Consider the following 25,380-nt stretch of genomic DNA (forward strand, 5'->3'; position numbering starts at 1 on the left):
TCGTGGATCAGGGGTTCAGCGCGTTGATCTCCGCATGAACCAGCGCTTCCGCGGCGTCGCGGTCCAGCCCCGGTTCGATGACGTCGCCGAAGCGGAAGGTGATGATCCCCGGCCGTTTCAGGAAGCTGCGGCGCGGCCACAAGCGGCCGCTGTCGAGCGCCACGGGCACCACCGGCAGGCCGATATGGCGATAGAGGCCGGCGAAGCCTGCGCGCAGCGGCGCGCGCTCGCCATGCGGCACCCGCGTCCCTTCGGGAAACAGGATGAGCGAGCGGCCCCGCGCCGCGGCGGCGCGCGATGCCGCGACGAGCGAGCGCAACGCCTTTGCCCCGCCCGCCCGATCGATGGCGATCGCGCCGTGGCGCGTCGCGACGCCGCCCCAGAAGGGAATGTCGATCAATTCCTTCTTCATCAGCACCGCCGGCTCACCGATGAGCAGCAGGACCTCCAGCGTCTCGTACATCGATTCGTGCTTGATGGCGTAGAGCACGGGCCGGTCGGGGATCACGCCCTCCACCCGCGTATAAATGCCCAGGATTCGTTCCGCGCAGCGACGATGGAAACGCGCCCAGAGCCAGGCCGCGCGGCGCGCGCCCGCCTCCGAGCGGCTGAACACCGCCGCACGCAACACATAATAGACGCTGCCGATATAGAAGACGAACGCGAACAGCAGCGAGCGCAGGAACAGCATCGTCTCAGAGCCCGACCAGTGCGCCGAGCCGGCTCAGCAGATATTTGTGATATTCCTTGAACAACATCGAGAAACCCGCCCTGCTTTTCACCGCGTCGCTGACGATCTGGACGTCCGGCCCCACCGCCCGCTCCAGTTCGTAGCGCGCACGGCGCATATGCCAATCGGTGGTGACAAAGCGAACCGTGCGATAGCGGCGCGCTTCGATCCAGCGCGCCGTCTCGAGCGCGTTCGATCGCGTGTCGACTGCTTCCCGGCCCAGATCGACGCAGCAGTCGAACAGCGCGGCCGGCACCTTCTGCGCCAGCGCCAGCTCGTGCGGCCGCACATCGCGATTGACGCCCGAAATCAGCATGCGGCGCGCACGGCCCGCCTGGAGCAGCGCCAGCCCGCGCTCGATGCGCCCGGGGGCGCCCGTGAGCACGACGATCGCGTCGGTCGCGCCGTCGGGCGCCGGCTGGGGCAGCGCGACGACGAACAGCGCGAAGCCCAGTGCCCACAGCAAGGGCAGGATCGAAAGGATACGCCGGATCACAGCATGCGCCGCAAGGTACGCAGCACGGTGATCCGCGCCGCCAGCATCGCCAGGATCGCACCGGCGACCGGCAGCAGCAGGATCAGCGCCCAGGATCGCAGGCCGAGCGTGGCCGCGCCGAGCAGATCGGATCCGATCTCGCTCACCCTGGCGCCGAGCAGCATGAGCACAGCGATCGCCGATGTCAGCCCGACAAGGCCGCCGAACAGCGCGTCGAGCGCAATGCGGCGCTGGAACAGCCAGGCGATCTGCGTGTCGGTCGATCCCATCAGGTGAAGCACGTCGATGGTGAAGCGATGCGTGTTGAGCGCGGCGCGCGCGGCCAGCACCACCGCCGCCGCCGTCGCCGCCGCCATCAGCAGCACCAGCGCGATCGCCAGCCAGCGCAGCGAGTCGATCAGCCCGGTCAACGGCGCCAGCCAGCGGGCATGGCGATCGATCCGCGCCTTGGGCGCGGCGGTGCGCACGGCGGCCGCGACATCCGCCATCGCACGCTCTCCGCCATCGCTCAGGACGACGTCGATCAGCGCCGGCACCGGCAGTTCGTCCCCGGCAAGCCCGCCTTCGCCCAGATAGGGTTCGAGCAGCGCCGCCATCTCCGCCTGGCCGAGCCGGTCGACCGTGCGCACCACCGAAAGCCGTTCGAGCGCGGCGGCCACCGCCGTCGCCTGGCGATCGCGGATCACCGGATCGGCCTCCACGATCTGCACCGTCAGCTTGCCCGCCAGATCGTCGCCCAGCGCGCGTGCCGCCGCGCCGAGCCCGAGCCCGGCCGCCGCCGCCAGCACCGTCAGGAACATCATGATCGCGATCACCCAGGGCATCGGCCCCGCCAGCCGCCCTTCGGGCAGCAGCCGGCGATCCGCCGCCGAGGGCGTCCAGCCGAAACTCATTCGGATCCGCCCATCTCGCTGCGGCGCGGCGGATAGCGCAGCGCGCCGGTGGGATCGGACAGACGCCCACGATCGATCCGCATCATGTTCGCATGGGGGATGCGGCTGAGCAGATGGATGTCGTGGGTGGCGACGACGATGGTGGTGCCCAACTTGTTGAGCCCATCGAACAAATGCAGCAGGCGCGCCGCCATGTCGGGATCGACGTTGCCGGTGGGTTCGTCCGCGACCAGGATCTCGGGCCGGCCGATCACCGCGCGCGCGATCGCGACGCGCTGCTGCTCCCCGCCCGACAAAGTCGCCGGGCGCGCGCTCGCGCGATCCTTCAATCCGACCCAGGCGAGCATTTCGTTGACCGGGGTCTCGATCTCGCGCTCCTCATAGCCGCCGATGCGCAGCGGCAAGGCGACATTGTCGTAAGCTGAGAGATGCGGAACCAGCCGGAAATCCTGGAACACGACGCCGATCCGGCGACGCAGCGCCGGCAGGCGCGCGCGCGGCATGGTGACCGCATCCTCGCCGAACAACCGGATGAGGCCACGGCTGGGCCGTTGCGAGAGGTAAAGCAGCTTGAGCAGCGAGGTCTTGCCGGCGCCCGACGGGCCGGTCAGGAAATAGAAGCTGCCGGTGTTGAGCGTGAAGCTGACATCAGACAGCGTCTCCGCGCCCGTGCCATAGCGCAGACCGACATTCTCGAACTGCACGATGCTCGCCATCGCGACCCGAAACGCTCCCTTTGACCCTGCCGTTCAACCCCGAAGCCCGCCATCGCACAGCGGTATCGCCCGCGTAAAGGAGATGTTGGCGCCCAACCGGCCCAAGATGCTTGCAACATCGTCGCGCAGCGTGTTTACACTGGCCGCCTTATTGCGTGCCTTATCAAGATCTAGACGGACACAGCCACATCGCATGATCCTGACATGCCCTGAATGCAGGACGAGATATCTGGTCCCGGACAGCGCGATCGGACCGGTCGGCCGAACGGTGCGTTGCGCATCGTGCAAGCATAGCTGGTTCCAGCAGCCCGCCCCGCTCGACCTTGAAAGCCCGGTTTCGCCGGCAGCGCTTGCTGCGGACGCTGCATCGGAGGCACCGGAAGCCGTTCCGGCGGCCACGGCGCCACAGGCGCCGCCACTGCCTGAGATCGAGCGGACCGCGCCCACCGCGGCAGACTCGATTCCCGCCGCGACCGAGGCGGAGGCGGTGGATTATGACGCCTTCGCGCATCAACCGCCCTTCCGTCCGCGCCGCAACCCGCTGCGCCGATGGACTTTCGCCGCCGCCGCCGCTGCGGTGCTGATGATCGGCGGGATCGGCGCGATCCAGTATTTCGGTACGCCCGGCATCGCCGCCTGGCTCGGCTTCGGCACCGCCGAGGCGGACGTGCCGCTGCTGCTGGAATTCCCCACCAAGCCCGAGCGGCGCACGCAGCCGAGCGGCAATGAGCTGTTCACGGTTTCGGGCCGCATCGTGAACCCGACCGACGCGCCGCAGATGGTGCCCGATATCCTTGCGGAACTGCGCGACGCATCCGGACGGGTCGTCTATGGCTGGCGGATCGTCCCCCCCGTCCGGCGCCTGCCGCCCAAGGGCACGGCGGAGTTCGACAGCGCCGAAATGGATGTGCCCAAGAGCGCGCAGAAGCTGACGGTGAGCTTCGCGGGAAGCGGTGCGAAATAAAGCTTCGCAGCCTCTTCCCAAGCACGATCGGCTTTGCTAGAGGCCGCGCCTTACCAGCGCCGGCCGCCCCCTTCGGGGTTCATCCGGCGGGCAGGACTGTGCGGTCGTGGCGGAATTGGTAGACGCGCAACGTTGAGGTCGTTGTGGGCGAAAGCCCGTGGAAGTTCGAGTCTTCTCGACCGCACCATACCCTGAAATCCCTGATAGTCGGCAGGGCCGAAACGCTTTCGGCCCTTGGCGCGTTGTGCCCAGGCTGAACCGGATCAGCTCCGGAGTCCCTTTGATCGCCATGGCTCCCGAGCCGGCACCTGGTTCCATCTGCCCTGGAACCATTCTATAAAACCCGTTAGATGCGCCCGCGGGGAAAGAGCGCAGTCTCCAGGAAGAAGGCTGCCTGCGTGTCCGCTTATCTCAACGCCATCGGCACCGCCGTTCCCGATCACGATATCCACCAGGCCTTTATCGGCTGGGCTGAAGCGCGATTGCCGACGCGCGAACGCGCGCTGTTCGGGCGCATGGCCGGGCGCGCCGGCATCGCACATCGCTGGTCGGTGCTGCCGCGTGCGACCGATGGCGGCTCGCCGATCGAACCCGGCGGCTTCTACGCAACCGATCCGCTGCCGCCCACATCGGCGCGGATGGCGCTCTATGCCGAAGCTGCGCCCGCGCTGGCCGAACAGGCGGTCGCGGCGCTGGGCAATGCATTCGTCGCCGATACGATCACGCATCTGGTGGTGGCGAGTTGCACGGGCTTCACAGCGCCGGGCGTCGACCAGATGCTGGCGGCGCGGCTGGGCCTGTCCCCGAACGTCGAACGACTGCTGATCGGATTCATGGGCTGCTATGCCGCGGTCACCGCGCTGCGCGCGGCGCGGCACATCGTCCGTTCCGAACCCGGTGCCCGGATCCTTGTCGTCACCGTCGAGCTTTGCTCGCTCCATCTGCGGCCGATGGACGAGATCGAGCCGCTGCTCGCGGGCCTGTTGTTCGGTGACGGCGCGGCGGCGGCGATCGTCAGCGCCGATCCACGCGGGCTGACATTGGGGCCGGGCTTCTCGACGACGCTGGCCGAGGCCGAATCGCTGATCACCTGGACGATCGGCGACCAGGGCTTCGCGATGACGCTGTCGGGCGAGGTCCCCGGACGGATCGCGGCCGCGCTGACCGACGAAACGACGCGCACGCGCCTGGCCGGCGGCGACAGACCGGAGGAGATCGCGCATTGGGCGGTCCATGCCGGCGGCCGATCGATCCTCGATGCCGTCGCGCACGGGCTGTCGCTCGACGATATGGCGCTATCGGATTCGCGCGACGTGCTCCACGCCTATGGCAACATGTCGTCGTCGACGCTGATGTTCGTGCTTGCCCGCATCCTGCGGCGCGGCGTCTCCGGCCCCGGGGTCGCGCTGGCGTTCGGCCCCGGGCTCGCCGCCGAGGGCTTCGCCTTCGGACCCGTGGCATGAGAGACCTGTCCGTCCGCGCCCTGGAAGAGGAGCGGATGGACGATCCGGCGCTTGCCCCTGAAACCTATGAAGCGGTGATGCACGATCTGGCACGGGTCAATCGCGTGACGATGGCGCGCCGGCCGACCCTGCGATTCCTGGCGCGCACCCTGGCCGGACGACATCGCTTCCGGCTGCTCGACGTCGGTTTCGGCGATGGCGACATGCTGCGCGCGATCGCGCATTGGGCGGCGCGGCGCGGCATCGCCGCCGATCTGGTCGGCGTAGACCTCAATCCGAGCAGCGCGCCCGCCGCGCGCGCGCATACGCCGCCGGGCCTGACCATCGACTGGCGAACGGGCGACTATGCCGCATTCGCCGGCGAGGGGTTCGACCTGGTGATCTCCAGCCTTGTCGCGCATCACATGACGCACGGCCAACTCGTCGCCTTTCTGCGCTTCATGGAGAGCGAGGCGCGGATCGGCTGGTTCGTCAACGACCTGCATCGCCATCGCTTCGCCTATTCCGGCTTTCCGCTGCTGGCCCGGCTCATGCGCTGGCATCCGATCGTCCGCCACGACGGCACGCTTTCGATCGCCCGGTCCTATCGCCCCGGCGAATGGCCGCCGATCCTGGCCGAAGCCGGGATCGACGATGGCGCGGCGCGGATCCGCCGCACCTTCCCCTTCCGGCTATGCGTCGAACGGCTGCGCTGATCGCGGGCGGCGGCCCGGCAGGCGCCGCGACCGCGATCATGCTGGCACGTGCCGGCCATGCGGCATTGGTGATCGAGCGCCATCGCGAGACCGGCGACGCATTGTGCGGCGGCTTCCTGAGCTGGCGCACGCGCGACACGCTCGATCGGCTGGGCATCGATCGCACGACACTTAGCGGCCATGCGATCGCGCGCGTCCGCGTCTTCGCGAATGGACGAACAGGCGAAGCGCGGCTGCCGGGCGAGGCGATCGGGGTATCGCGCCGACGGCTGGACGGCATGCTGCTGGCGCGCGCCGAAGCGATGGGCGGCGCGATCGAACGCGGCGTTGCCATCCGATCGGCCGCACCCGGATCGGTCGAACTCGCGGACGGCGCGACGATCGCATGCGAGGCGCTGTTCCTCGCCACCGGCAAGCATGATTGCCGCGGTCTCGCGCGGCCCAGGCCGCAAGGAGACCCTGCGCTCGGTCTTCGCCGCCGGATCGCGCCCGCGCCGCAGCTCAGCCGGTTGGTGGGCGATGCGATCGAGCTTCATCTGTTCCGTGGCGGCTATGCCGGCCTGCTGTTGCAGGAGGATGGCTCCGCCAATCTCTGCATGGCGGTGCGCAAGTCTCGTCTGGCCGAGGCCGGCGGCGATCCGGAACGGCTGATGGTCATGCTTGCCGCCGAATCGCCCGCGCTGGCGGAGCGGCTGGCCCATGCTGGCGGAACCGCCGCGTTCGATGCGATCGGATCGGTGCCCTATGGCTGGCGCGCGCGCGACACCGAGCCGGGCATCTTCCGGCTGGGCGACCAGGCCGCCGTCATCCCCTCGCTCGCCGGCGAAGGCGTCGGCATCGCGCTGACCAGCGGCATGATGGCGGCGGCGCACTGGCTGCGCGAAGGCGCCGCGAACAGCGCGGATTTCCAAAGAATCCTGGCGACACGGACCGCGCGTCCGGTCCGCATCGCCGGGCTGGTTGCCGCCGCCGCCGATACGCGTATCGGCCGCCCGGCCGGCCCCATCGCGATCGCCGTCATGCCGGGTCTGGCCGCCTTGCTTGCGTACGCGACGCGGATCGCCGCCGCGCCCTTGACCGCGCGCGCGGACGGCACCAGATGATGGGCATGGAAAAGCTGGATCTTCCCGAGAGCGAATGGCGCAAGCGCCTGACGCCCGAGCAATATCATGTGCTCCGCGAAGCGGGGACCGAGCGGGCCTTTACCGGCATCTACAACGACAACAAGGCGCCAGGCACCTATCGCTGCGCGGGCTGCGGCGCCGAACTGTTCCGTTCCGACGAGAAATATGATTCGGGATCGGGCTGGCCGAGCTTCATCGCGCCGGCAAGCACCGACGCGGTCGTCGAACATGCCGATACCAGCCATGGCATGCGCCGCGTCGAGGTGCGCTGCGCCAAGTGCGACGGCCATCTGGGCCATGTCTTTCCCGACGGGCCGGCCGAGAACGGGCTGCGTTACTGCATGAACAGCGCCGCGCTCAGTTTCGAAGGGCGCGAAAAGCGCTGAACCGGGCCGCGACGCGGCTCGCATGTAGCGCCCGCACGCTTTTTCGGTGCAGGAACGATGCAGTCGCTTGGCACCGCGCCCAACTCCGCGTAAATCGCTGACGATCGATGGCCGCATCCCGCAAATCCCCCCGCAAGACGCCGCGCACCTGGCGCAGCACGGTCATCAGGATTTTCAAGATCCTGCTGCTGGCCGGGCTCGCAGGATTGATCGCGCTGGCGGTCGCCGTGGGCATCGCCATGTCGAGCATCCCGAGCTTCGGCGAATTGCAGCGCGATCCCAACGGCCAGATGATCCAGGTGCGCGCCGCCGACGGATCGATCATCGCGTCGCTCGGCCCCAGCTATGGCGAATGGCTGCGCTATGACGAGATCCCCAGGACCATGGTCGACGCGATGGTCTCGGTGGAGGACCGGCGCTTCCGCGCGCATCCCGGCGTCGATCCGATCGGCCTGGCGCGATCGGCCTATGTCCGCGTCCAGCGCGGCCGCTGGGTGCAGGGCGGATCGACGATCACGCAACAGCTCGCGCGCAACATCTTCCTGACCAATGCGCGCACCTTCGGCCGCAAGGCCCGCGAGATGATCCTTGCGCTCGCGATGGAGCGCAAGTTCAGCAAGGATCAGATTCTCGAGCTCTATCTCAACAAGGTCTATTTCGGCGGCGGCGCCTATGGCATCGACGCCGCCAGCCGCCGCTTCTTCGGCCATGACGCCAAGCGGCTGTCGCTGGGCGAGGCCGCCGTGATCGCGGGGCTGGTGAAGGCGCCGTCGCGCTATTCGCCCACCGCCGACGCGCAGGCCGCGATCGACCGCGCCACCGTCGTGCTCGAGGTGATGCAGGATGCCGGCACGATCACCGCCGCGCAGGCCGCCGCGGTCGATACCAAGGCGATCAAGCTGGCGCGCGAGCCGCAACAGGACAGTGTCCGCTATTTCACCGACTGGGCGCTGCCCCAGCTTGAAATGCTGATCGACGAGACCGAACGGCCGATCGACGTATGGACGACGATCGATCCGGGGATGCAGCGCGCCGCCACCGCCGCGATCGTCGCCAACGCGCCCGCCGGCGCGCAGGGCGCGCTGGTCTCGCTCGATCGCGACGGCGCGGTGCGCGCGATGGTCGGCGGCAAGGACTATGTCTCGTCGATCTACAACCGCGCGACACAGGCGACGCGCCAGCCCGGATCGGCATTCAAGCTGTTCGTCTATCTGGCGGCGCTGGAGAACGGCTACACGCCCGAGACGATGGTCACCGACGAACCGATCTCGATCAACGGCTGGAGCCCGCGCAACAGCTCGGGCCGCAATTCGGGCGAGATCTCTCTGCGCACGGCCTTCACCTATTCGATCAACACCGTCGCGGCGAAGATCGGGCAGGAAGTGGGCTTCTCGACGGTGGCGGACATGGCGCGCCGTTTCGGCATCACCACCCCGCTCAACACCCATCCCTCGATGGTGCTGGGCACCGCCGACGTCCGGCTGCTCGACATGACGCGCGCCTATGCGGCGGTCGCGCATGGCGGCATCGCGGTCACGCCCTATGGCATCACCAAGGTGACGACCGAGAATGGCGAGATCCTGTACCAGCATCGCAGCGACGAATCGCGCGTGCTGGTGGCGCCCTGGGTCGCGGCGCAGATGACCGACCTGCTGCAGACCGCGGTCAGCGCCGGCACCGGCCGCGCCGCGCAGATCGGTCGTCCGGTCGCGGGCAAGACCGGCACGACCAGCTCGAACAAGGACGGCTGGTTCATGGGCTTTTCGAGCGGGCTGACCACCGGTGTGTGGATGGGCCGCGACGACGCCAAGCGCGTCGGCGGGCTGCAGGGCGGCACCGCCCCGGCACGCGCCTTCGCCGCCTTCATGTCGAAGGCGGTGGCGAATCGGCCGATCGAGAAGTTCGAAACCGACGTCACCCTGCCCGAGGAACAGCTCGAGCCCGACGAAGACGCCTATTATGGCGAGCCCGACAACGGCACGACCATGTATGTCGACGACAATGGCAACCCGGTCTACGCGCCCGAAACCGCGCCGCCGGCCGATCCGGGCACGGAAGGCCGTGACGTGGAGGCGCCGCCGACGCTCGACCAGCAATGGCTCGACAATGTCCTGGGCCGTCCGCAGCCCCAGCGGCCGCGCCGCCCCGAGGATGCGCGCACGCCGGCCCCGGTGCCCGCCAACCGTCGTTCGTCCTGAAGAGCGCGCGGCCCCGCGCTTCTAGAGTGGACTGCGCAAAACCTGAATCGCGAAGTCCGCTCTAGATATTTGTGATCGCATCGTTTTTACGGAAAACCGGCTCCCACTTTTCCGCACGATGCTCTATTCCCGCCCGACCCAGTGCAGCGCGCTGCCATGCGCGCGCAGCCACGCGCGCGCTTCATTCGGGTCGCCGCCATAGAGTTTCGCGGCGAGCGCGTGGAAGGCCGGGCTGTGATCCATATGGATGCGATGCGCGACCTCGTGCGCCACGGTCGACCGGCGCACGAACACCGGCGCCATGATCAGCCGCCAGCTATAACGGATATCGCCATTGACGGCGCAGCTTCCCCAGCGCGCGCGCGGATCGCCGACCCCGATGCGCCCGATGCCGACGCCCGCGACCGCCGCAATCTCCAGCGTCTCGCGTTCCAGCGTCTCGCGCGCGCGCCGCTTCGCCCAGGCGACGACACGTGACGTCACGGCGTCACGCGGGCCGCCGAACACCAGACGGCCGGGTTCGTGACGCACCGTGCGGGGGCGATCGACCGACCAGTCGACCAGCAGATCCTCGCCCTCGAACGGAAAGACGCCGCCCGGCACGATCGGGCTGGGCCGGGGCAGTTTCGCCAGCGCCTGTTCCACCCAGGGCCATTGCGCGTCCGCCCAGTTGAGCGCGGGCTTCAAGCTCGCGCGCCAGGGCAGCGACAGGGTGACGGCGCCGTTGCGCGGATCGACGCTCAGCCGCATCCGCCGCGCCTGACGGCTGCGGCGGACGATCAGCGCCCGTTCACGCCCGGGCGGGCCGAACACCGCTTCAGAGAGTGCGGTCGACAATGTGAAGCTCCAGATCGCCCGCCTCGGTTTCCGATACCGTCCAGCCGCGCACCGAAATGCCGGCGGTGTGGACCGATTCGGGATCGCCGCTCACCAGCGGATGCCAGTCGGCCAGCGGCTTGCCTTCGTCGATCAGGCGATAGGCGCAGGTTTCCGGTAACCAGTCGATCTCGCGCAACAACCGTGGTGTCAGCCGCACGCATTCGGGCACATGGATGCGGCGATGGCGATAATCGGTGCAGCGTCCGCTGCGCCGATCGAGCAGCTTGCACGCGACATTGGTCGGGTGAAGCTCGCCGGTCTCCTCGTCCTCCAGCTTGTGGATGCAGCATTTGCCGCATCCGTCGCACAGGCTTTCCCACTGATCGCGGCTCATCGACGCGAGCGGCGTGGTCTCCCAGAAACGGTCGACTATTTCACCCATTGCGCAAGCACGGCCTCGATCGCCTCCGGCGTTCCGTTCTGCGGCACCAGCGCGATGGGCGCGCCATCCGGCCCCATCAGGTACGAAACGTCCGAATGATCCATCAGATAATCCTTGGCGCCCGGTTCGCCCGCCTTGCGGTAATAGACGCCATAACCCTTGGCGACCGCGGCGATCTGATCGGGCGTCCCGGTCAGGCCGATCAGCTTCGGATGGAAATTGCCCACGAACTGCTTGAGCACGGCGGGCGTGTCGCGCTCGGGATCGACCGAGATGAAGATCGGCTGGATCTTCCCGGCCGCCGCGGGATCCGCCTTTTCGAGCAGGCGATAGCCCTGCATCAACCGCTGCGTACTCACCGGGCAAACATCGGGGCAGAAGGTGTAGCCGAAATAGATCAGCCGGTATCTGCCCTTCAAATCGCTGTCTTTCACCACCTTGCCGTCCTGATCGGTCAGCGCGAAGCTGGCGCCGATCGCGGCGCCGGCCAGTGGCGGCTCGGCAGCGCCCGACGCCTGGCGATCGCAACCGGTCAGCGAGAGAAAGGCCGCAACGGGCAGCAGGGTGAGGGCGAAGCGCGCGATTTCGTTCATGGCGGTGCCAGCCATGCTTTGCTAAGGCGTCAAGCGCAAGACGTCAGGGAAGGTCGAATGAGCGATTTCATCAAGCGGACGGCACGCGCCGGACTGGCCGCGATGGCGGCGGCGATGCTGCTGCCGGGCGTGGCCACGGCGCAGTTCCAGTCGCCGGCCTATCAGTTCCTGAAGGCGGTTCGCGACGCCGATGGCGCCAAGGCGACCGAGATGCTCAACGAACCCGGCAACACCGTGATCGACAGCCGCGATCTTTCCACGGGCCAGGCCGCGCTCCATATCGTCGTGGCGCGCCGTGACCTGAGCTGGCTGGGCTTCATGCTCGCGCGCAACCCGCGCGTCGATGTGAAGGACAAGCAGGGCAATACCCCGCTGATGATCGCGGCGCAGCTCGGCTTCGCCGAGGGGGCCGCCGCGCTGATCCAGCGCCGCGCGCGCGTCGACGAAGCCAATAATCAGGGCGAGACCCCGCTGATCCGGGCGGTGCAGTTGCGTGACATCCGCATGGTCCGCCTGCTGCTCGACGCCGGCGCCAATGCCGACAAGGCCGACACGCTCGCCGGCATGTCCGCGCGCGAATATGCCAAGCGCGACGCGCGCGGCAGCGCGGTGCTTCGTGCGATCGAAGAGGCGAAAAAGCCGAAGGCGGCTACGGTCGGCCCGAAATAAGCCGGTTCAGCGCCCCTCGGGCCTGAGCGGACGCGCCAGCAGCGCCGACACGATCGTATCGGCCGATGCGCTGCCGTCGAGCAGAGCGCACACCGCATCGACCACCGGCATATCCACGCCGGTCGCGCGCGCCGCTTCCTGCAACACCGGCGCGGTGAACGCCCCTTCCGCGATCGTGCGGCGATCGGCCATCAGTTCGGCGGCGCCACGCCCTTCGCCCAACCCCTTGCCGAGTGAAAAATTGCGCGACTGGGTGGAGGAGCAGGTGAGCACCAGATCGCCCAGCCCGGACAGGCCCGACAATGTTTCGACCCGGGCGCCCTTGGCGAGGCCGAAGCGCGTCATCTCCGCGAAACCGCGCGCGATCAGCGCCGAACGCGCATTGAGGCCAAGGCCGCGCCCCTCGACCACGCCGCAGGCGATGGCGAGGACGTTCTTCACCGCGCCGCCGATCTCCGAACCGATGACGTCGGTCGAGGCATAGGGCCTGAAATTGGGGCGGGCGAGCCGGGAGGCGAGCGACGCGCCCAGTGCTTCGTCGGCGCAGGCGAGCGTCACCGCGGTGGGCAGCCCCTTCGCCACTTCATGCGCGAATGTGGGGCCTGAAATCACCGCGATCGCGGCATCGGGCTGCACCTCCTCCGCCACTTCGGAAACGAGCTTGCGGCTGCCCGCCTCGATCCCCTTGGCGCACAGCACCAGCGGCACCCCGGACGCGTCGATTCCGCTCAGGATCTTGCGGACATGCTGTGCCGGCGTCACCACCAGCAGCGCCTCGCACCCTTGCAGATCGGCGAGGCGCGTCGTCGCCCGGATCGCCGGCGACAGCGGCACGCCCGCGAGATAGACGGGATTCTCGCGCGCGGTGTTCACCGCTTCGACGACATCGGGTTCGAGCGCCCAGAGCAGCACCGGATCCCCGCCCGCCGCCGCGACCTGCGCCAGCGCGGTGCCCCAGGCGCCGCCACCGATAACCCCGATCTTCATGCCGTCCCCCTCATGCCTTCACGCCCGCGCCGCGCACCTTTTCCGCATCGGGATCGAGCGGCCAGCGTGGCCGCGCGGCGATGTCGAGCGGATCGGTCAGCCCCATGGCGAATCGTTCCGCGCCCGCCCAGGCGATCATCGCCGCATTGTCGGTGCACAACCAGAGCGGCGGTGCGGAGAAAGGCAGGCCATTGGCGGTCGCGAGCGTCTGAAGCGCCTCGCGGATCGCGCGATTGGCGGCGACGCCGCCGGCGACGACCAAAGCGGTCGCATCGGGCGCGCGGGCGATGGCGCGCCGCGTGCGATCGACGAGGCAATCGACCACCGCCTGCTGAAAGCTCGCCGCGATATCCTCCTCCGCGTGCGTGCCGGCGTCGCGCGCGCGGAGCACCGCGCTTTTGAGGCCGGCGAACGAGAAATGCGGTTCCGCGCTGCCGACGAGCGGCCGGGGCAGCGGCACGGCCCTGGGATCGCCCGATGCCGCGGCGCGCTCGACCGCCGGCCCGCCGGGAAAGCCCAGGCCGAGCAGCTTCGCGGTCTTGTCGAACGCTTCGCCCGCCGCATCGTCGATGGTGGTAGCGAAGCGGCGATAGCGGCCGACACCCTCGACAAGCAGAAGCTGGCAATGGCCGCCCGAGACGAGCAGCAGCAGATAGGGGAATTGAAGGTCCGGATCGGCGAGGCGCGGGGACAGCGCATGCCCTTCCAGATGATTGACCGCGACCAGCGGCTTGTCCGCCGCCATGGCAAGCGCCTTCGCGGTGACCAGCCCGACCATCACCCCGCCGATCAGCCCCGGCCCGGCGGTGGCGGCGACCGCGTCGATATCGGCCAGGCTGAGCCCGGCCTCGTCGAGCGCCGCGGCGACCAGCGGCTCCAGCGCCTCGACATGCGCGCGCGCGGCGATCTCCGGCACCACGCCGCCGAACGGGCGATGCGCGGCTTCCTGCCCGGCCAGCTTGTGCGACAGGATCCGCCGGTCACCTGTGACCAGCGCCGCCGCCGTTTCGTCGCAGCTCGATTCGATACCGAGAATGATCGTCATTACTCTTCCATCTAGTCGGCGTCGCGGCTAGCACAAGCGCCGCCATGCCTACCCCCGCTTCGCCCTTCAAGCTCGGCACCCGTGGATCGCCGCTCGCGCTCGTCCAGGCCAATATGGTTCGCGCCGCGCTGATGGCCGCGCATGGCTGGGACGACGGCGCGATCGAGATCGTCACCGTCAAGACCACCGGAGACCTGGTCCAGGATCGCGCGCTGTCCGAACTGGGCGGCAAGGCGCTGTGGACCAAGGAACTCGATCGCGCGCTGGACGACCGGTCCATCGACTTCGCGGTCCATTCGATGAAGGATGTGGAGACGGTGCGGCCCGAGGCGATCGCGATCGCCGCGATGCTGCCGCGCGCCGATGTCCGCGACCGGCTGATCGGGGCGGACAGCATCGCGGCGCTGCCCCAGGGCGCCCGCATCGGCACCAGCTCTCCCCGGCGCGGCGCGCAATTGCTGCGCGCGCGACCGGACCTGGAGATCGTGCTGTTTCGCGGCAATGTCGATACCCGGCTCGGCAAGCTCGCGCGCGGCGAGGCAGAGGCGACACTGCTGGCGGCGGCCGGCCTGGAGCGGCTGGAGCGGCCCGATATCGGCACGCCCATTCCGATCGAGACGATGCTGCCGGCGCCATCGCAGGGCGCGGTCGGCATCGAATGCCTGGCCGAACGCGGCGATGTCCATGCGCTGATCGCGGCGATCGATCATGCGCCGACCAGCCACTGCGTCCGCGCCGAACGCGCCCTGCTCGAACGGCTGGGCGCGGATTGCCGCGCGCCGGTCGCGGCGCTCGCCATATTCGACGGCGAGGCCATCCGGCTGCGCGCCGAGATCATCGCGATGGACGGGAGCCTGAGCGAATCCGGCGAGATCCGGATTGCGCCGGGCGATCATGCGCCGGTGACGGCGCTGGCCGAAACCCTGCTCGATCGCGCTGCACCGCCACTACGCGCATTGTTCGCGGGATGAGCCGGCCGCTGCTGATCCTGCGGCCCGAACCAGGCGCGAGCCGCACGGTGCGCGCCGCCGCCACGCTCCGGCTCGATGCCATTGCGGTGCCATTGTTCGCGGTCGAGCCGCTGCACTGGTTCCCGCCCGATCCGGTGCGCTTCGATGCGGTGATGTTCACCAGCGCCAATGCCGTGCGCGCGGCCGGCAACGGCCTGGCCCGCTATGGCGCCCTGCCCGTCTATGCAGTCGGCACCGCCACGGCGGAGGCGGCGCGCCAATCGGGTTTCTCGTATGTCCGGGAGGGGCCGGGCGACGCCGCCGGCCTGACCGCCATGCTCGAAGGCGACGGCGTGCTGCGCGTGCTCCATTTCTGCGGCGCGCATCGGCGCGAATCCGCGGCGCCGGGGCTGATGATCGAACGCACCACGGTTTACGAATCCGCGACGATCGATCGGCCGGAGGGGCTGGACGACGCACTGGAACAGGCGCCGCTCGCATTGTTGCATTCGCCCCGCACCGCCGAGCGTTTCGCCACTCTGGTGGATGGGCTGGGCCGCGCGCGCGCCGCCATCCCCATCGCCGCGATCAGCGCGGCGGCGGTCGCGGCGGCGGGACCGGGCTGGGCCCGGACCGAAGCGGCCGCGACGCCCGACGATGCGGCGTTGCTGGCGCTCGCCGCGCGCTTGTGCGAGAGATAGCCAGAGCATCGAAGGATTGGTTGGGCATGGCGAGCGAATATGAGCCGATCGAGACGGCGCCACGCGCGGCAAGGCCGCTGCGGACGCTGTTGATCGTCGCGCTTGTCGCTTTCCTGCTCGGCCTGATCGCAATGGGCGTCGCCATCCGGAAATGGGGTGGCGGCATGGGCTATTTCGGCCGCGAATCCGCCGTGGCGGACGAACGGACAGCGCTCGGGCCGATGGCACCGGTGCCCGCTCTCGGCCAACAGGTCCAGCCGCTTCCCGCCAGCCCGGCGACGCTTGACGACCTGACCATGCGCGTCCGCGACCTGGAACAGCGGCTGGCGCAGATCAGCATCAGTGCGCGCGCCGCATCCGGCAACGCGTCACGCGCCGAAGGTCTGCTCGTCGCCTTTGCGGCGCGCCGCGCGCTCGATCGCGGCGTCGCGCTCGGCTATATCGAGGCGCAGTTGCGCGCGCGCTTCGGCGAGGCGCAGCCGCGCGCCGTCGCCATGGTGATCGCCGCCGCGCGCCAGCCCGTGACGCTCGAGGAATTGCAGATCGCGCTCAACGATCTCGGCCCGCAGCTCGCCAGCGCCGGATCGACGCCGAGCTGGTGGGATGGGTTGAAGCGCGAAATGTCCGGCCTGATCGTCGTCCGCCGCACCGGCACGCCGTCGCCGCTCCCAGCCGAACGCCTGCAGCGCGCCAAGCGCCGGCTGGAAGGCGGGCAGGTCGACGCCGCGCTGGCCGAGGTGGCACGCATGCCGGGCCGCGACAAGGCCGCGAACTGGATGGCGAATGCGCGCCGCTATATCGAGGCACGCCGCGCGCTCGACATCATCGAAACCGCCGCGATCCTCGACCGGCCCGACGATGCACTGCCGCCCACCGATGCGCCTGCGGTCGCGGCGCCGGCGCCCGACCGGAAGCCGGCGCCAAGGGCGAGTTGATCCTGCCAATCGTTCTTGTTTGACGATTGTAAAATAGTGACGCAGGATGTTTGCCGAGGGAGGGTTCCCATGGCCGACAGCATCTTCACCATCGCGACGCGCGCGGGCCTGACCGCGCTTGCCCTGAGCATGGCCATTCCGGCGCATGCCGATACCAGCTATGTCCGCGCCGGGCGGCTGATCGATACGGAGAAGGGCGTTGTCCTGACCGATCGGCTGATCCGCGTCGAAGATGGCCGGATCGTATCCGTCACCCCCTATGCACCGCCGCCCGAGGGCGCGACCGTCACCGACTGGTCGGCCTTTACGGTGCTGCCGGGGCTGATCGACATGCATACGCATCTCGCCGACTGGGGCCAGACCAACAATATCGCCGAACCGCTGATGCACAGCCCCCAGGAAATGGCGTTTGTCGGCCTTCGCAACGCCCGTGCGACGCTGAATGCGGGCTTCACCGCCGTCCATGACGTCGGCTGTTTCCGGGCCTTCAGCGATGTCGAACTGCGTAACGCGATCAATCGCGGCGATATCGACGGCCCGCGGATGAGCGTGGTCGGCGCCTATGTCACCGTGCCCGGCGGCGGCGGCGAGGTGACTGGCTTCGCGCCCGACGTGACGGTGCCGGCGGACATGCGCGCCGGCGTCGTCACCGACGCCAACGACGTGCGGCTGAAAGTGAACAGCCTGTTCCAGCGCGGCGTCGATTCGATCAAGCTGATCGCGACGGGCGCGGTGCTGGCCGAAGGCACCGAGCCCGGCCAGCTCGAACTGAGCCCGGAGGAGATGCGCGCCGCGGTCGACGCTGCGGCGGCGCGCGGCGGCTGGGTGACCGCGCACGCGCATGGCGCAGCGGGCATCAAGGCGGCGATCAATGCCGGCGTGCGCGCGATCGAGCATGCCTCGCTGATCGACGACGAAGGGATCGCGCTGGCCAAGGCCAAGGGCGTCTTTCTCGACATGGACATCTATAATGGCGACTATATCGAGGAGGTCGGCACCAGGGAGGGCTGGCCCGAGGGCTATCTGCGCAAGAATCGCGAGACCACCGACGCGCAGCGCGAAGGATTCCGCAAGGCGGTACGTGCAGGCGCGAAGATCACCTTCGGCACCGATGCCGGCGTCTATCCCCACGGCCAGAATGCCCGGCAGTTCAGATATATGGTCCGCTACGGCATGACGCCGATGCAGGCGATCCAGGCCGCGACCATCGTCGCCGCGGACGCCCTGCGCTGGACGAAGGACGTCGGCGTGGTCGCGCCGGGCCGCTATGCGGACATGATCGCGGTTCGCTCCGATCCGATCGCCGACATCACCGCGCTCGAGAAGGTCGATCATGTGATGAAGGGGGGCAAGTTGATCCGGTAGCGATCTTCTCCCTGTCATTCCCGCGTGCGCGGGAATGACAAGATAGGGATTGAAATCTGCGGGCCCACCGCTTGACATGCACCTGCACAGAAAACACTGTCCTGATCGGGATTGAGGGCGCCGAACGCTGAATCGGGCCGTTTCCGACGAGGGGGCGATATGCGACGTGCGATGATCGGGCTTGCGGTGCTGATGTCGGCCTTTGCGGTGGAAGCGTCGTCGCAACCGCCCGCGAATATCCCGCCAGGCCTCGAATCCTTTATCGGCTACAGCTTTCCCAGCGACCTGACCGCCGCCGCCGATGCCGACCGCATCGCGTGGATCGAAACCGCCAGGGGCGTGCGCAACGTCTGGCTCGCCTCCGGCCCCGACTTCAAGGCGCGCAAGGTGACCAGCGCCACCGAGGATGACGGCCAGCAACTGACCGGCCTCGTTTTTTCCGGCGACGGCACCCGTCTGGCATGGACGCGCGGCGGCGAGCATCATGGCAATTACCGCGCGGCCGGCAACCTGCAGCCCAATCCGGCCTCGTCGACCGAACAGCAGCATATGTGGATCTGGTCCGCCGCCACCGCCGGCGGCGCGCCGGTGAAGGTCGCGGAAGGCGACGCACCCGCGCTCTCGGCGACGGGCAAGCTCGCCTATATCAAGGACGATCAGGCCTGGACCGCCGATCCGACGGGCAAGGGCAAGCCGGAGAAGCTGTTCTTCGATCGCGGCCGCGTGACCGACCTGACATGGTCGCCCGACGGCGCGCGGCTGGCCTTCGTCTCGCGCCGCGACGGCGATCACAGCTTCATCGGCATCTATGAGGGGCCGGACAAGCCGATCCGCTGGATGTCACCATCCACCGCATGGGATGAAAATCCGGTCTGGTCGCCCGACGGCAAGCGCATCGCCTTCAGCCGGCGCACCAGCAATGGCGGGGCGCCGCGCCCCTTCCTCCGCGAAACGCCGCAGCCCTGGTCGCTCTGGGTTGTCGATACCGTGAGCGGGGAGGGCCAGGCCGCGTGGCGCAGCCCCAAGACGCTGGAGGGATCCTATCCCGGCCGCGTTCCAGACGGGCTGTTCCTGAATTGGGCGGCGGGCGATCGCCTGACCTTCCGTGCCGAACTCCATGGCTGGGCCCATCTCTATTCGGTGCCTGCATCGGGCGGAGAGGCGACGCATCTGACCCCGGGCAATTTCATGGTCGAGCATGTCGCGCTCAGCCGTGACGGCAAGTCGCTGCTCTACAGCGCCAATACCGGCGCATCGGCGGACGACGACGAGCGCCGCCACGTCTATCGCGTTCCCGTCGACCGCGCCGCGCCCGTCGCGATCACCACCGGCACGGGCCTGGAATGGACGCCGGTATCCACCGGGGCCAATGGCGTCGCGATGATCGCGGCGACAACGGCGACGCCGCCGCGCATTCATCTTTCGGGTACGGGCAATGGCGGCCTTGGCCGCGCACTCGATGCCGGCAATCCCGATTTCCCTTCGGCGCAGTTCGTCGTGCCGCGCCACGTCACTTTCAAGGCGGCGGACGGGACGGTGATCCACGGCCAGCTGTTCGCCGGACGCGGTGGCGCCGCGAAGAAGCCGGCGATGATCTATATCCATGGCGGCCCATCGCGGCAGATGCTGCTCGGCTGGAATTATTCGGGCTATTATTCGCATTCCTATGCGATGAACCAGTATCTGGCCTCGCGCGGATTCGTCGTGCTCGCGGTCAATTACCGGCTCGGCATCGGCTATGGCCGCGCGTTCCAGAATGCAGCGCGCGGCGGGCTCGCCGGCTCCTCCGAATATCAGGATATCGTCGCGGCGGGTCGCTTCCTCCAGGCGCAGCCCGAAGTCGATGGCGAGCGGCTCGGACTGTGGGGCGGATCCTATGGCGGGCTGCTGACCGCGCTGGGCCTGGCGCGCAACAGCGACATGTTCAAGGCCGGCGTGGATCTGCACGGCGTCCATGACTGGTCCCGCCGCTCGACGCGCTTCGCCGAGCCCCAGGGCTATGAAAAGGGCGAATGGCCGGACATGGCGAAGATCGCGTTCGAAAGCTCACCGGTCGCCGCGATGAAGACCTGGCGCTCGCCGGTGCTGCTGATCCATGGCGACGACGACCGCAACGTGCCGTTCGACCAGACGATCGACCTCGCCCGCCGGCTCGACGCCGAAAGCATCCCCTATGAGGAGCTGGTGCTGCCGAACGAGCTTCACGACTTCCAGCGCTATGACAGCTGGCGCAAGTCCGACAGCGCGACGGTACGTTTCCTGGAAGCGAAGCTGAAGCCCTGAGGCACGCGCGGTACGGGTAGCCAAATCGCGGATTGACTTATTTTCCGATCAGGACAATCTTGATCCCATTGGGGCTGTTCTGGCGCAAAGAGCGGATAACCGCGCGCCGATGCCAGTTCCCGGCCACCGATGATGCGAGCAATCGCGCCGCATCGGGGCCGGATGCCCCGTCCTTGCGAGGGGGATACACCGTGAATTTCAGATCATCGATGCTTGTCGCGCTGGCCGGCCTGGCCGCGCTCGGCGGAAGTCAGGCGCTGCTCAGCCAGACCGGCCCGGCCCCGGCCGCCACGCCGGCCAGCGCCCCGCCAGCCGCACAGACGGCCGCCGTCGACGCGCTGCGGCCCACGCCGAAGCTGGCGCCGGGCCAGCCGATCCCGGCGGGCGAACTCGAAGCGCTGGTCGACGGCATCGTCCGCCAGAGCATGAGCGACAATCACATCGCCGGCGTTACCGTCTCGATCGTCCAGAACGACAAGCCCGTACTGCTCAAGGGTTATGGCATCTCCAACATCAATCCGATGCGCCCGGTCGATCCGCGCAAAACCTTGTTCCGCATCGGATCCGTCTCCAAGACGATGACCTGGATCCTGATCATGCGCGAGGTGGAGAAGGGCACGATCAAGCTCACCGATCCGGTGAACAAATATCTGCCGCCCGAATCGCAGATTCCCGATCAGGGCTTCAAGAACCCGATCCGCATCGTCGACCTGATGGCGCATGCCCCTGGCATGGAAGATAGCGCGCTTGGCCACCTCATCCTCGACAAACCCGAACGCCTGACCCCGCCGGCGGACTATCTCCGCCTGCACCGGCCCAACCGCGTCCGCGAGGCGGGCACGCTTTCCACCTATTCCAACTATGGCGTGGCGGTGGCCGGCCAGATCCTCGCGCGGCTCAACAAGGTGGATTTCGAGACGCTCGCCGATCGGGACGTGTTCGCCCCCGCAGGCATGTCGCGCAGCACCTTCCGTGAGCCGATGAAGCCGCGCGCCGGCTTCGCCGCGCCGATGCCCGCGGCGCTCGCCGGCGACGTTTCCGACGGCTTCCGCTGGGGCGGCAATCGTTTCAAGTCGATGGGCCCGGACTTTGTCGGCAGCGTCGCCTCCGCCGGATCGATCACGACCACCGCCGAGGATATGGCCCGCTATATGCGGCTGCTGCTGCGCGACGGTTCGATCGACGGCACCACCGTCTACGGCCCCGTCGCCGCCAAGGCATTCCGCACCCCGATCATGAAGGTGCCCGCGGGCGTCAACGGCTGGGCGCACGGCTTCGGCATGTCCACCCAGCCCGGCGGCTTCACCGGCTATGGTCATGGCGGCGGCACCAGCGCCTTCCTCACCCAGATGACGGTGATCCCGGAACTCGACCTGGGCGTGTTCATCAGCACCAACACCGTCGGCGGCAACGTCTTGTCGAGCAAGCTTCCGGGCGCGATCATCGAACGTTTCTATGCGCAGACGCCGCCGATCCAGCGCCCGGGCAATCCGGCCTTGCTCAAGTCGGCGGGCAATTACGAAGGCACCTATGTCGCGACACGCCGATCCTACTCGGGACTGGAGAAGTTTCTGGGCGTGCTCGGCGGCACCGCCAAGGTCTCGGCTTCGCCCGATGGCTATCTGGTGACCTCGGGCGCGCTCGGCAGCCAAAGCTGGGCGCCCGGCGATTCGCCGACACAGTTCCGCGCGATGGACGGCGAAGGCTATCTGAACTTCGTGCTCGACGGCAACGGCAAGGCGATCCGCATCTACACGCCATCGGGCGCCAACGCATTCGAGCGCGCATCGGGTCTGTTCGATCTCGGCCTGTTCGGCTGGGTCGGCGGACTGGCCGCGCTCATCGCCTTCGGCCTGTGGACGGCCTATCTCGCGCGGCGCGGCACGACCTATCAGGGATCGGCGCTGCGGCTATCGCATTACGGACTGCTTGGCGCCGGCCTGTCCTGGATCGTCGCCGTGATCGCGATCGCGACCTGGCTGCCATCGATCATGGCCAATGGGCCGTCGCTGCACTATTGGCCGCCGACGCCGCTTGTCGTGGCATCGACCGCCGCTCTCATCGCCACGCTGGCGACGATCGCCTCCGTGCTGCTGCTGGGTGTCGGCCTGCGCAAAGCACCCAGGCCAGGCAACTTCGCGCTGCTGCGCCATGTCGCCGTCGCGCTGCTGTTCCTGGCGCTGTCCGTGATGGTCGGCATCAGGGGCGGCCTGCTGCCCTGGGCGTAAGGACGAACCCGGGGCCGGCGGCGCGGAAAGGTCGCCGGCCCGGGCTGCCGTTGATCACCTGATCACGGCATCACGCGCGGCGGTGGCCATCATGTCGTCCTCGTCCGAGGCCGCGCCGCTGACGCCGATTGCGGCGACGACCTTGCCGTTCCGCGCCACCGGCACGCCGCCCGCGATCGCGATCACACCCGGTGCGGACAGCACCGAAGCCTTGCCGCCGTCCACCTGCTGTTCGAGCAGCCTGGTCGGCACGCCGACGGCGGCGGCGGTGATCGCCTTGCCTTCAGCGAGTTGCAGGCTGACGAACGAGGCGTCGTCCATGCGCTGCGACAGGATGATGCGGCCCTCGCGATTGACGACGACCACCGAGACGCTGCGCCCCTTCTCCGTCGCCAGATCGACAAGGGCACCGGCGATCCGCCGCGCCTCGTCGAGCCGGAGCGCCGCATCCGTTCGCGCTGCGGATTCGGCGCCGGCGCTGCCCGCGCCAAGGAACAGCAATGCGAGGGCGGCAAGCCACCGCCCGCGCGGATCGGCACATGTCATCATGGTCTCCCGGATCATTATCAATGCATCTTCTTGGGTTCGGACGGCGCCTGTTTCGGGATCGGCCGCGCCAGGAAGGCGTGGATATCCCTGGTGTCCTGTTCGCTGAGCACATCGGCGAACGAGGCCATGCCCGCATCGGCGAACATGCCTTCGCGCACGATCTGCAGGAAGGCGGCATGAACTTCCGCAGGCATCTTCCAGAGATTGGGATAGCCGCCCAGGGTGTCCGGCCCGCCATGGCAGCGTCCGCAATTCGCTTCGTACAGCTTCGCGCCGCGCAACGCCTGCGCATCGGTGCCGCGATATTGGGCAGGGGCGGGCACGAACGGCGTCGCGGTGCGCAGCGGCGGCAGCTTCACCTGCGATCCACCCAGCTTGAACACGATCAGCCGCTCGGCATTCTCGCGCTTCAAGGCGACGGCGCCCGGCGTATAGGCGACGTTGAGCGCACCGCCGAAGCCCGCCGCCACCGCGACATATTGTTCGCCGTCGATCTCGTAGCTCATCGGCGCGGCCATGATTCCGGTGCCGACATCGATACGGTGCAGCACCTTGCCGGTCCTGGCGTCATAGATGGTCAGATAGCCGTCGGCCGACCCCTGCATCACCAGCCCGCCGCTCGTGGTCATCGCGCCGCCGCTCCAGAAGGGCATCACCTTCGAACTCCAGACCAGCTTCTGCTTCACCGGATCCCAGGCCTTCAGCACCTGTTCGAATTTCGGCTTGGGCTGTCCGGCGAACGCGGCCGGCCGATCGCCCTCCCCAAAGCCGGAAAAGGCTGGGAAGGCGGCGATCGATCCCTGGATGGGGCTATAGGGACGATAGGGCTCGTCGCTCATCTGGAAGGTCATCGGCGCTTCGAGCACGGGGATGTAAACCAGCCCGGTCTGCTCGTTATACGCCATGGGCGGCCAGTTGTGCCCGCCCGCCTCGGACGGCCAGACCAGCTTGGTTTCCTTGCTATAGTCGGATTGGGCGGTGATCACCGGCCGGCCGGTCTTCAGGTCGACACGGTCCGCCCAGGTGACGATGGTGAACTTCTCCGCCGACAGCAACTCGCCGGTCACGCGATCGAGCACATAGAAGAAGCCGTTCTTCGGCGCCTGCATGATCACCTTGCGGACGCGATCGCCGATCTTGATGTCCGCCAGGATCATGTTCTGCGTCGCGGTATAGTCCCAGCTATCCTGCGGCGTTGTCTGGTAATGCCATTTCTTGCGGCCCGTATCGGCGTCGAGCGCGACGATCGAGGAAAGATAGAGATTGTCGCCGCCTGCGGGGCTGCGCGACCACAAGGGGTGCGGCATGCCGTTGCCGGTGCCGATATAGACGATGTTGGTGTCGGGATCGTAGACGATCGAATCCCAGGCGGTGCCGCCGCCGCCCAGATCCCAGCGCGACTTGGGATCCCATGTCTTGCGCGCTTCGGTCACTTCGGGATGTTCGTCCGGTCCCTTGGCGGGATCCCCCGGCACGATGAAGAAGCGCCAGGCGAGCTTGCCCGTCTTGCGATCGAAACCGCTGGCATAGCCGCGCACCCCCATCTCGCCGCCGCCATTGCCGATGACGACGGTGTTGCCCGCGACGCGGGGGGCGCCTGTGATCGCATAGCTGCGGCTGCGATCGGTGATCGTATCGACCTTCCACAGCTCCTTGCCCGATTTGGCGTCGACCGCCGCCAGATAACCGTCAAGCGTCGCGACATAGACGATGCCGTCGGCGACCGCGACGCCGCGATTGACCACATCGCAGCAGGTGCGCCGCGCGAACTGGCCATCCACCTGCGGATCATATTGCCACAGCAGTTTCCCGGTCCTGGCGTCGAGCGCATAGACCACGCTCCACGGACCGCTGGTGTACATCACCCCATCGACCACCACCGGCGTCGCCTCGACACCGCGGTGCGTGCGGCCGCGCACCACGAAATCGCTGAACTCCCAGGCGACGCCCAATTGCGCCACATTCGAGGCATCGATCCGCGACGTCGGATAATAATAGGCGGTTTCTCGCGCCCAGGCGGCATTTCCGCCTTCGGCCGTTCGCGTCCAGCACCCGCTCAGCAACAGCAAAGCGGTCATTGCCGGCACTATGCCGCGCGCCCGGCGCGCCATGACGAGACACTGTGAGATCATGTCGCTTTCCCCCTCAG

Annotated in this window: 24 protein-coding genes and 1 tRNA gene; 14 read left to right on the forward strand and 11 right to left on the reverse strand. The window is 68.2% G+C overall.

Translation table 11 applies throughout. From position 1 onward, the window contains the following. Window positions 1-7: 7 nt before the first annotated feature. From K7G82_RS20110 to ftsE, 4 genes are read right to left on the reverse strand one after another with little or no spacing between them, the layout of a single operon-like run. Window positions 8-691 carry a lysophospholipid acyltransferase family protein gene (locus tag K7G82_RS20110; RefSeq protein ID WP_222991711.1) on the reverse strand — a complete coding sequence of 228 codons (684 nt, stop codon included), beginning with the start codon at window positions 689-691 and terminating at the stop codon, window positions 8-10. 4 nt (window positions 692-695) lie between these two features. After that, window positions 696-1,226 (reverse strand): YdcF family protein, encoded by a 531-nt coding sequence (locus tag K7G82_RS20115; RefSeq protein WP_222991712.1) that lies wholly within the window; start codon window positions 1,224-1,226, stop codon window positions 696-698. Then, the gene (locus tag K7G82_RS20120) at window positions 1,223-2,119 is read right to left on the reverse strand and encodes a cell division protein FtsX (RefSeq protein ID WP_222991713.1); all 897 of its coding nucleotides are present in this window, start codon (window positions 2,117-2,119) and stop codon (window positions 1,223-1,225) included. Before K7G82_RS20120 ends, K7G82_RS20115 begins: the two co-directional genes overlap by 4 nt. Next, window positions 2,116-2,835 (reverse strand): cell division ATP-binding protein FtsE, encoded by a 720-nt coding sequence (gene ftsE / locus K7G82_RS20125; protein WP_222991714.1) that lies wholly within the window; start codon window positions 2,833-2,835, stop codon window positions 2,116-2,118. Before ftsE ends, K7G82_RS20120 begins: the two co-directional genes overlap by 4 nt. A gap of 193 nt (window positions 2,836-3,028) precedes the next feature. Here ftsE and K7G82_RS20130 point away from each other — a divergent pair, with 193 nt between their 5' ends. From K7G82_RS20130 to K7G82_RS20160, 7 genes are all read left to right on the forward strand, one after another. Continuing rightward, window positions 3,029-3,799, forward strand: a complete 771-nt coding sequence (locus K7G82_RS20130) for an MJ0042-type zinc finger domain-containing protein (RefSeq protein WP_222991715.1) — start codon at window positions 3,029-3,031, stop codon at window positions 3,797-3,799. Between the two features lie 100 nt (window positions 3,800-3,899). Beyond that, a tRNA-Leu gene (locus K7G82_RS20135) sits at window positions 3,900-3,986 on the forward strand. Window positions 3,987-4,149: 163 nt separating this feature from the next. Then, window positions 4,150-5,262 (forward strand): type III polyketide synthase, encoded by a 1,113-nt coding sequence (locus K7G82_RS20140; RefSeq protein WP_222991716.1) that lies wholly within the window; start codon window positions 4,150-4,152, stop codon window positions 5,260-5,262. Further along, a complete protein-coding gene (locus K7G82_RS20145; protein WP_222991717.1) occupies window positions 5,259-5,957 on the forward strand; it encodes a methyltransferase domain-containing protein in 699 nt (232 codons plus the stop codon). Before K7G82_RS20140 ends, K7G82_RS20145 begins: the two co-directional genes overlap by 4 nt. After that, entirely contained in the window at window positions 5,936-7,060 is a 1,125-nt protein-coding gene (locus K7G82_RS20150; protein ID WP_222991718.1) for an NAD(P)/FAD-dependent oxidoreductase, read from the forward strand. The genes K7G82_RS20145 and K7G82_RS20150 overlap by 22 nt, the downstream gene beginning before the upstream one ends. 5 nt (window positions 7,061-7,065) lie before the next feature. After that, window positions 7,066-7,467 (forward strand): peptide-methionine (R)-S-oxide reductase MsrB, encoded by a 402-nt coding sequence (msrB, locus tag K7G82_RS20155; RefSeq protein ID WP_222991880.1) that lies wholly within the window; start codon window positions 7,066-7,068, stop codon window positions 7,465-7,467. A gap of 107 nt (window positions 7,468-7,574) precedes the next feature. After that, entirely contained in the window at window positions 7,575-9,665 is a 2,091-nt protein-coding gene (locus K7G82_RS20160) for a transglycosylase domain-containing protein (RefSeq protein ID WP_222991719.1), read from the forward strand. Between the two features lie 123 nt (window positions 9,666-9,788). Here the strand turns inward: K7G82_RS20160 and K7G82_RS20165 are convergent, their stop codons facing one another. The 3 genes from K7G82_RS20165 to K7G82_RS20175 are packed head-to-tail and all read right to left on the reverse strand — an operon-like array spanning window position 9,789 to window position 11,534. Continuing rightward, window positions 9,789-10,502: a M48 family metallopeptidase gene (locus K7G82_RS20165; RefSeq protein ID WP_246623716.1), complete on the reverse strand. Its 714-nt coding sequence runs from the start codon at window positions 10,500-10,502 to the stop codon at window positions 9,789-9,791. Beyond that, window positions 10,483-10,926, reverse strand: coding sequence for a YcgN family cysteine cluster protein (locus K7G82_RS20170; RefSeq protein ID WP_222991720.1), 444 nt, complete (start codon window positions 10,924-10,926; stop codon window positions 10,483-10,485). The genes K7G82_RS20165 and K7G82_RS20170 overlap by 20 nt, the downstream gene beginning before the upstream one ends. Then, window positions 10,914-11,534 carry an SCO family protein gene (locus K7G82_RS20175; RefSeq protein ID WP_222991721.1) on the reverse strand — a complete coding sequence of 207 codons (621 nt, stop codon included), beginning with the start codon at window positions 11,532-11,534 and terminating at the stop codon, window positions 10,914-10,916. Before K7G82_RS20175 ends, K7G82_RS20170 begins: the two co-directional genes overlap by 13 nt. Before the next feature lie 42 nt (window positions 11,535-11,576). Between K7G82_RS20175 and K7G82_RS20180 the strand changes: the two genes are divergently transcribed. Next, on the forward strand, window positions 11,577-12,188 hold the full coding sequence (locus K7G82_RS20180) for an ankyrin repeat domain-containing protein (protein WP_222991722.1): 612 nt from the start codon (window positions 11,577-11,579) through the stop codon (window positions 12,186-12,188). 6 nt (window positions 12,189-12,194) lie between these two features. Here the strand turns inward: K7G82_RS20180 and K7G82_RS20185 are convergent, their stop codons facing one another. After that, window positions 12,195-13,175, reverse strand: coding sequence for an NAD(P)H-dependent glycerol-3-phosphate dehydrogenase (locus K7G82_RS20185; protein WP_222991723.1), 981 nt, complete (start codon window positions 13,173-13,175; stop codon window positions 12,195-12,197). A 10-nt stretch (window positions 13,176-13,185) separates the two neighbouring features. Then, the gene (gene tsaD / locus K7G82_RS20190) at window positions 13,186-14,220 is read right to left on the reverse strand and encodes a tRNA (adenosine(37)-N6)-threonylcarbamoyltransferase complex transferase subunit TsaD (RefSeq protein WP_222991724.1); all 1,035 of its coding nucleotides are present in this window, start codon (window positions 14,218-14,220) and stop codon (window positions 13,186-13,188) included. A 44-nt stretch (window positions 14,221-14,264) separates the two neighbouring features. Between tsaD and hemC the strand changes: the two genes are divergently transcribed. The 6 genes from hemC (at window position 14,265) to K7G82_RS20220 (ending at window position 22,682) form a co-directional block, all read left to right on the forward strand. Further along, window positions 14,265-15,191: a hydroxymethylbilane synthase gene (hemC, locus tag K7G82_RS20195; RefSeq protein WP_222991725.1), complete on the forward strand. Its 927-nt coding sequence runs from the start codon at window positions 14,265-14,267 to the stop codon at window positions 15,189-15,191. Beyond that, window positions 15,188-15,871 carry a uroporphyrinogen-III synthase gene (locus K7G82_RS20200; protein WP_222991726.1) on the forward strand — a complete coding sequence of 228 codons (684 nt, stop codon included), beginning with the start codon at window positions 15,188-15,190 and terminating at the stop codon, window positions 15,869-15,871. The genes hemC and K7G82_RS20200 overlap by 4 nt, the downstream gene beginning before the upstream one ends. Before the next feature lie 26 nt (window positions 15,872-15,897). Further along, on the forward strand, window positions 15,898-16,806 hold the full coding sequence (locus K7G82_RS20205) for an MICOS complex subunit MIC60 (RefSeq protein WP_222991727.1): 909 nt from the start codon (window positions 15,898-15,900) through the stop codon (window positions 16,804-16,806). A 69-nt stretch (window positions 16,807-16,875) separates the two neighbouring features. Further along, a complete protein-coding gene (locus tag K7G82_RS20210) occupies window positions 16,876-18,171 on the forward strand; it encodes a Xaa-Pro dipeptidase (RefSeq protein WP_222991728.1) in 1,296 nt (431 codons plus the stop codon). Window positions 18,172-18,330: 159 nt separating this feature from the next. After that, complete coding sequence (locus K7G82_RS20215; protein ID WP_222991729.1) at window positions 18,331-20,454, forward strand: S9 family peptidase; 2,124 nt, start codon at window positions 18,331-18,333, stop codon at window positions 20,452-20,454. Window positions 20,455-20,645: 191 nt separating this feature from the next. Beyond that, entirely contained in the window at window positions 20,646-22,682 is a 2,037-nt protein-coding gene (locus tag K7G82_RS20220; protein WP_222991730.1) for a serine hydrolase domain-containing protein, read from the forward strand. 54 nt (window positions 22,683-22,736) lie between these two features. Here K7G82_RS20220 and K7G82_RS20225 read toward each other — a convergent pair whose 3' ends face one another. Next, window positions 22,737-23,231 (reverse strand): GlcG/HbpS family heme-binding protein, encoded by a 495-nt coding sequence (locus K7G82_RS20225; RefSeq protein WP_246623717.1) that lies wholly within the window; start codon window positions 23,229-23,231, stop codon window positions 22,737-22,739. A gap of 17 nt (window positions 23,232-23,248) precedes the next feature. Beyond that, a complete protein-coding gene (locus K7G82_RS20230) occupies window positions 23,249-25,363 on the reverse strand; it encodes a PQQ-dependent dehydrogenase, methanol/ethanol family (RefSeq protein WP_246623718.1) in 2,115 nt (704 codons plus the stop codon). Between the last annotated feature and the right edge of the window lie 17 nt (window positions 25,364-25,380).

It is taken from the genome of Sphingomonas colocasiae, assembly GCF_019880585.1.
Classification (GTDB): domain Bacteria; phylum Pseudomonadota; class Alphaproteobacteria; order Sphingomonadales; family Sphingomonadaceae; genus Sphingobium_A; species Sphingobium_A colocasiae.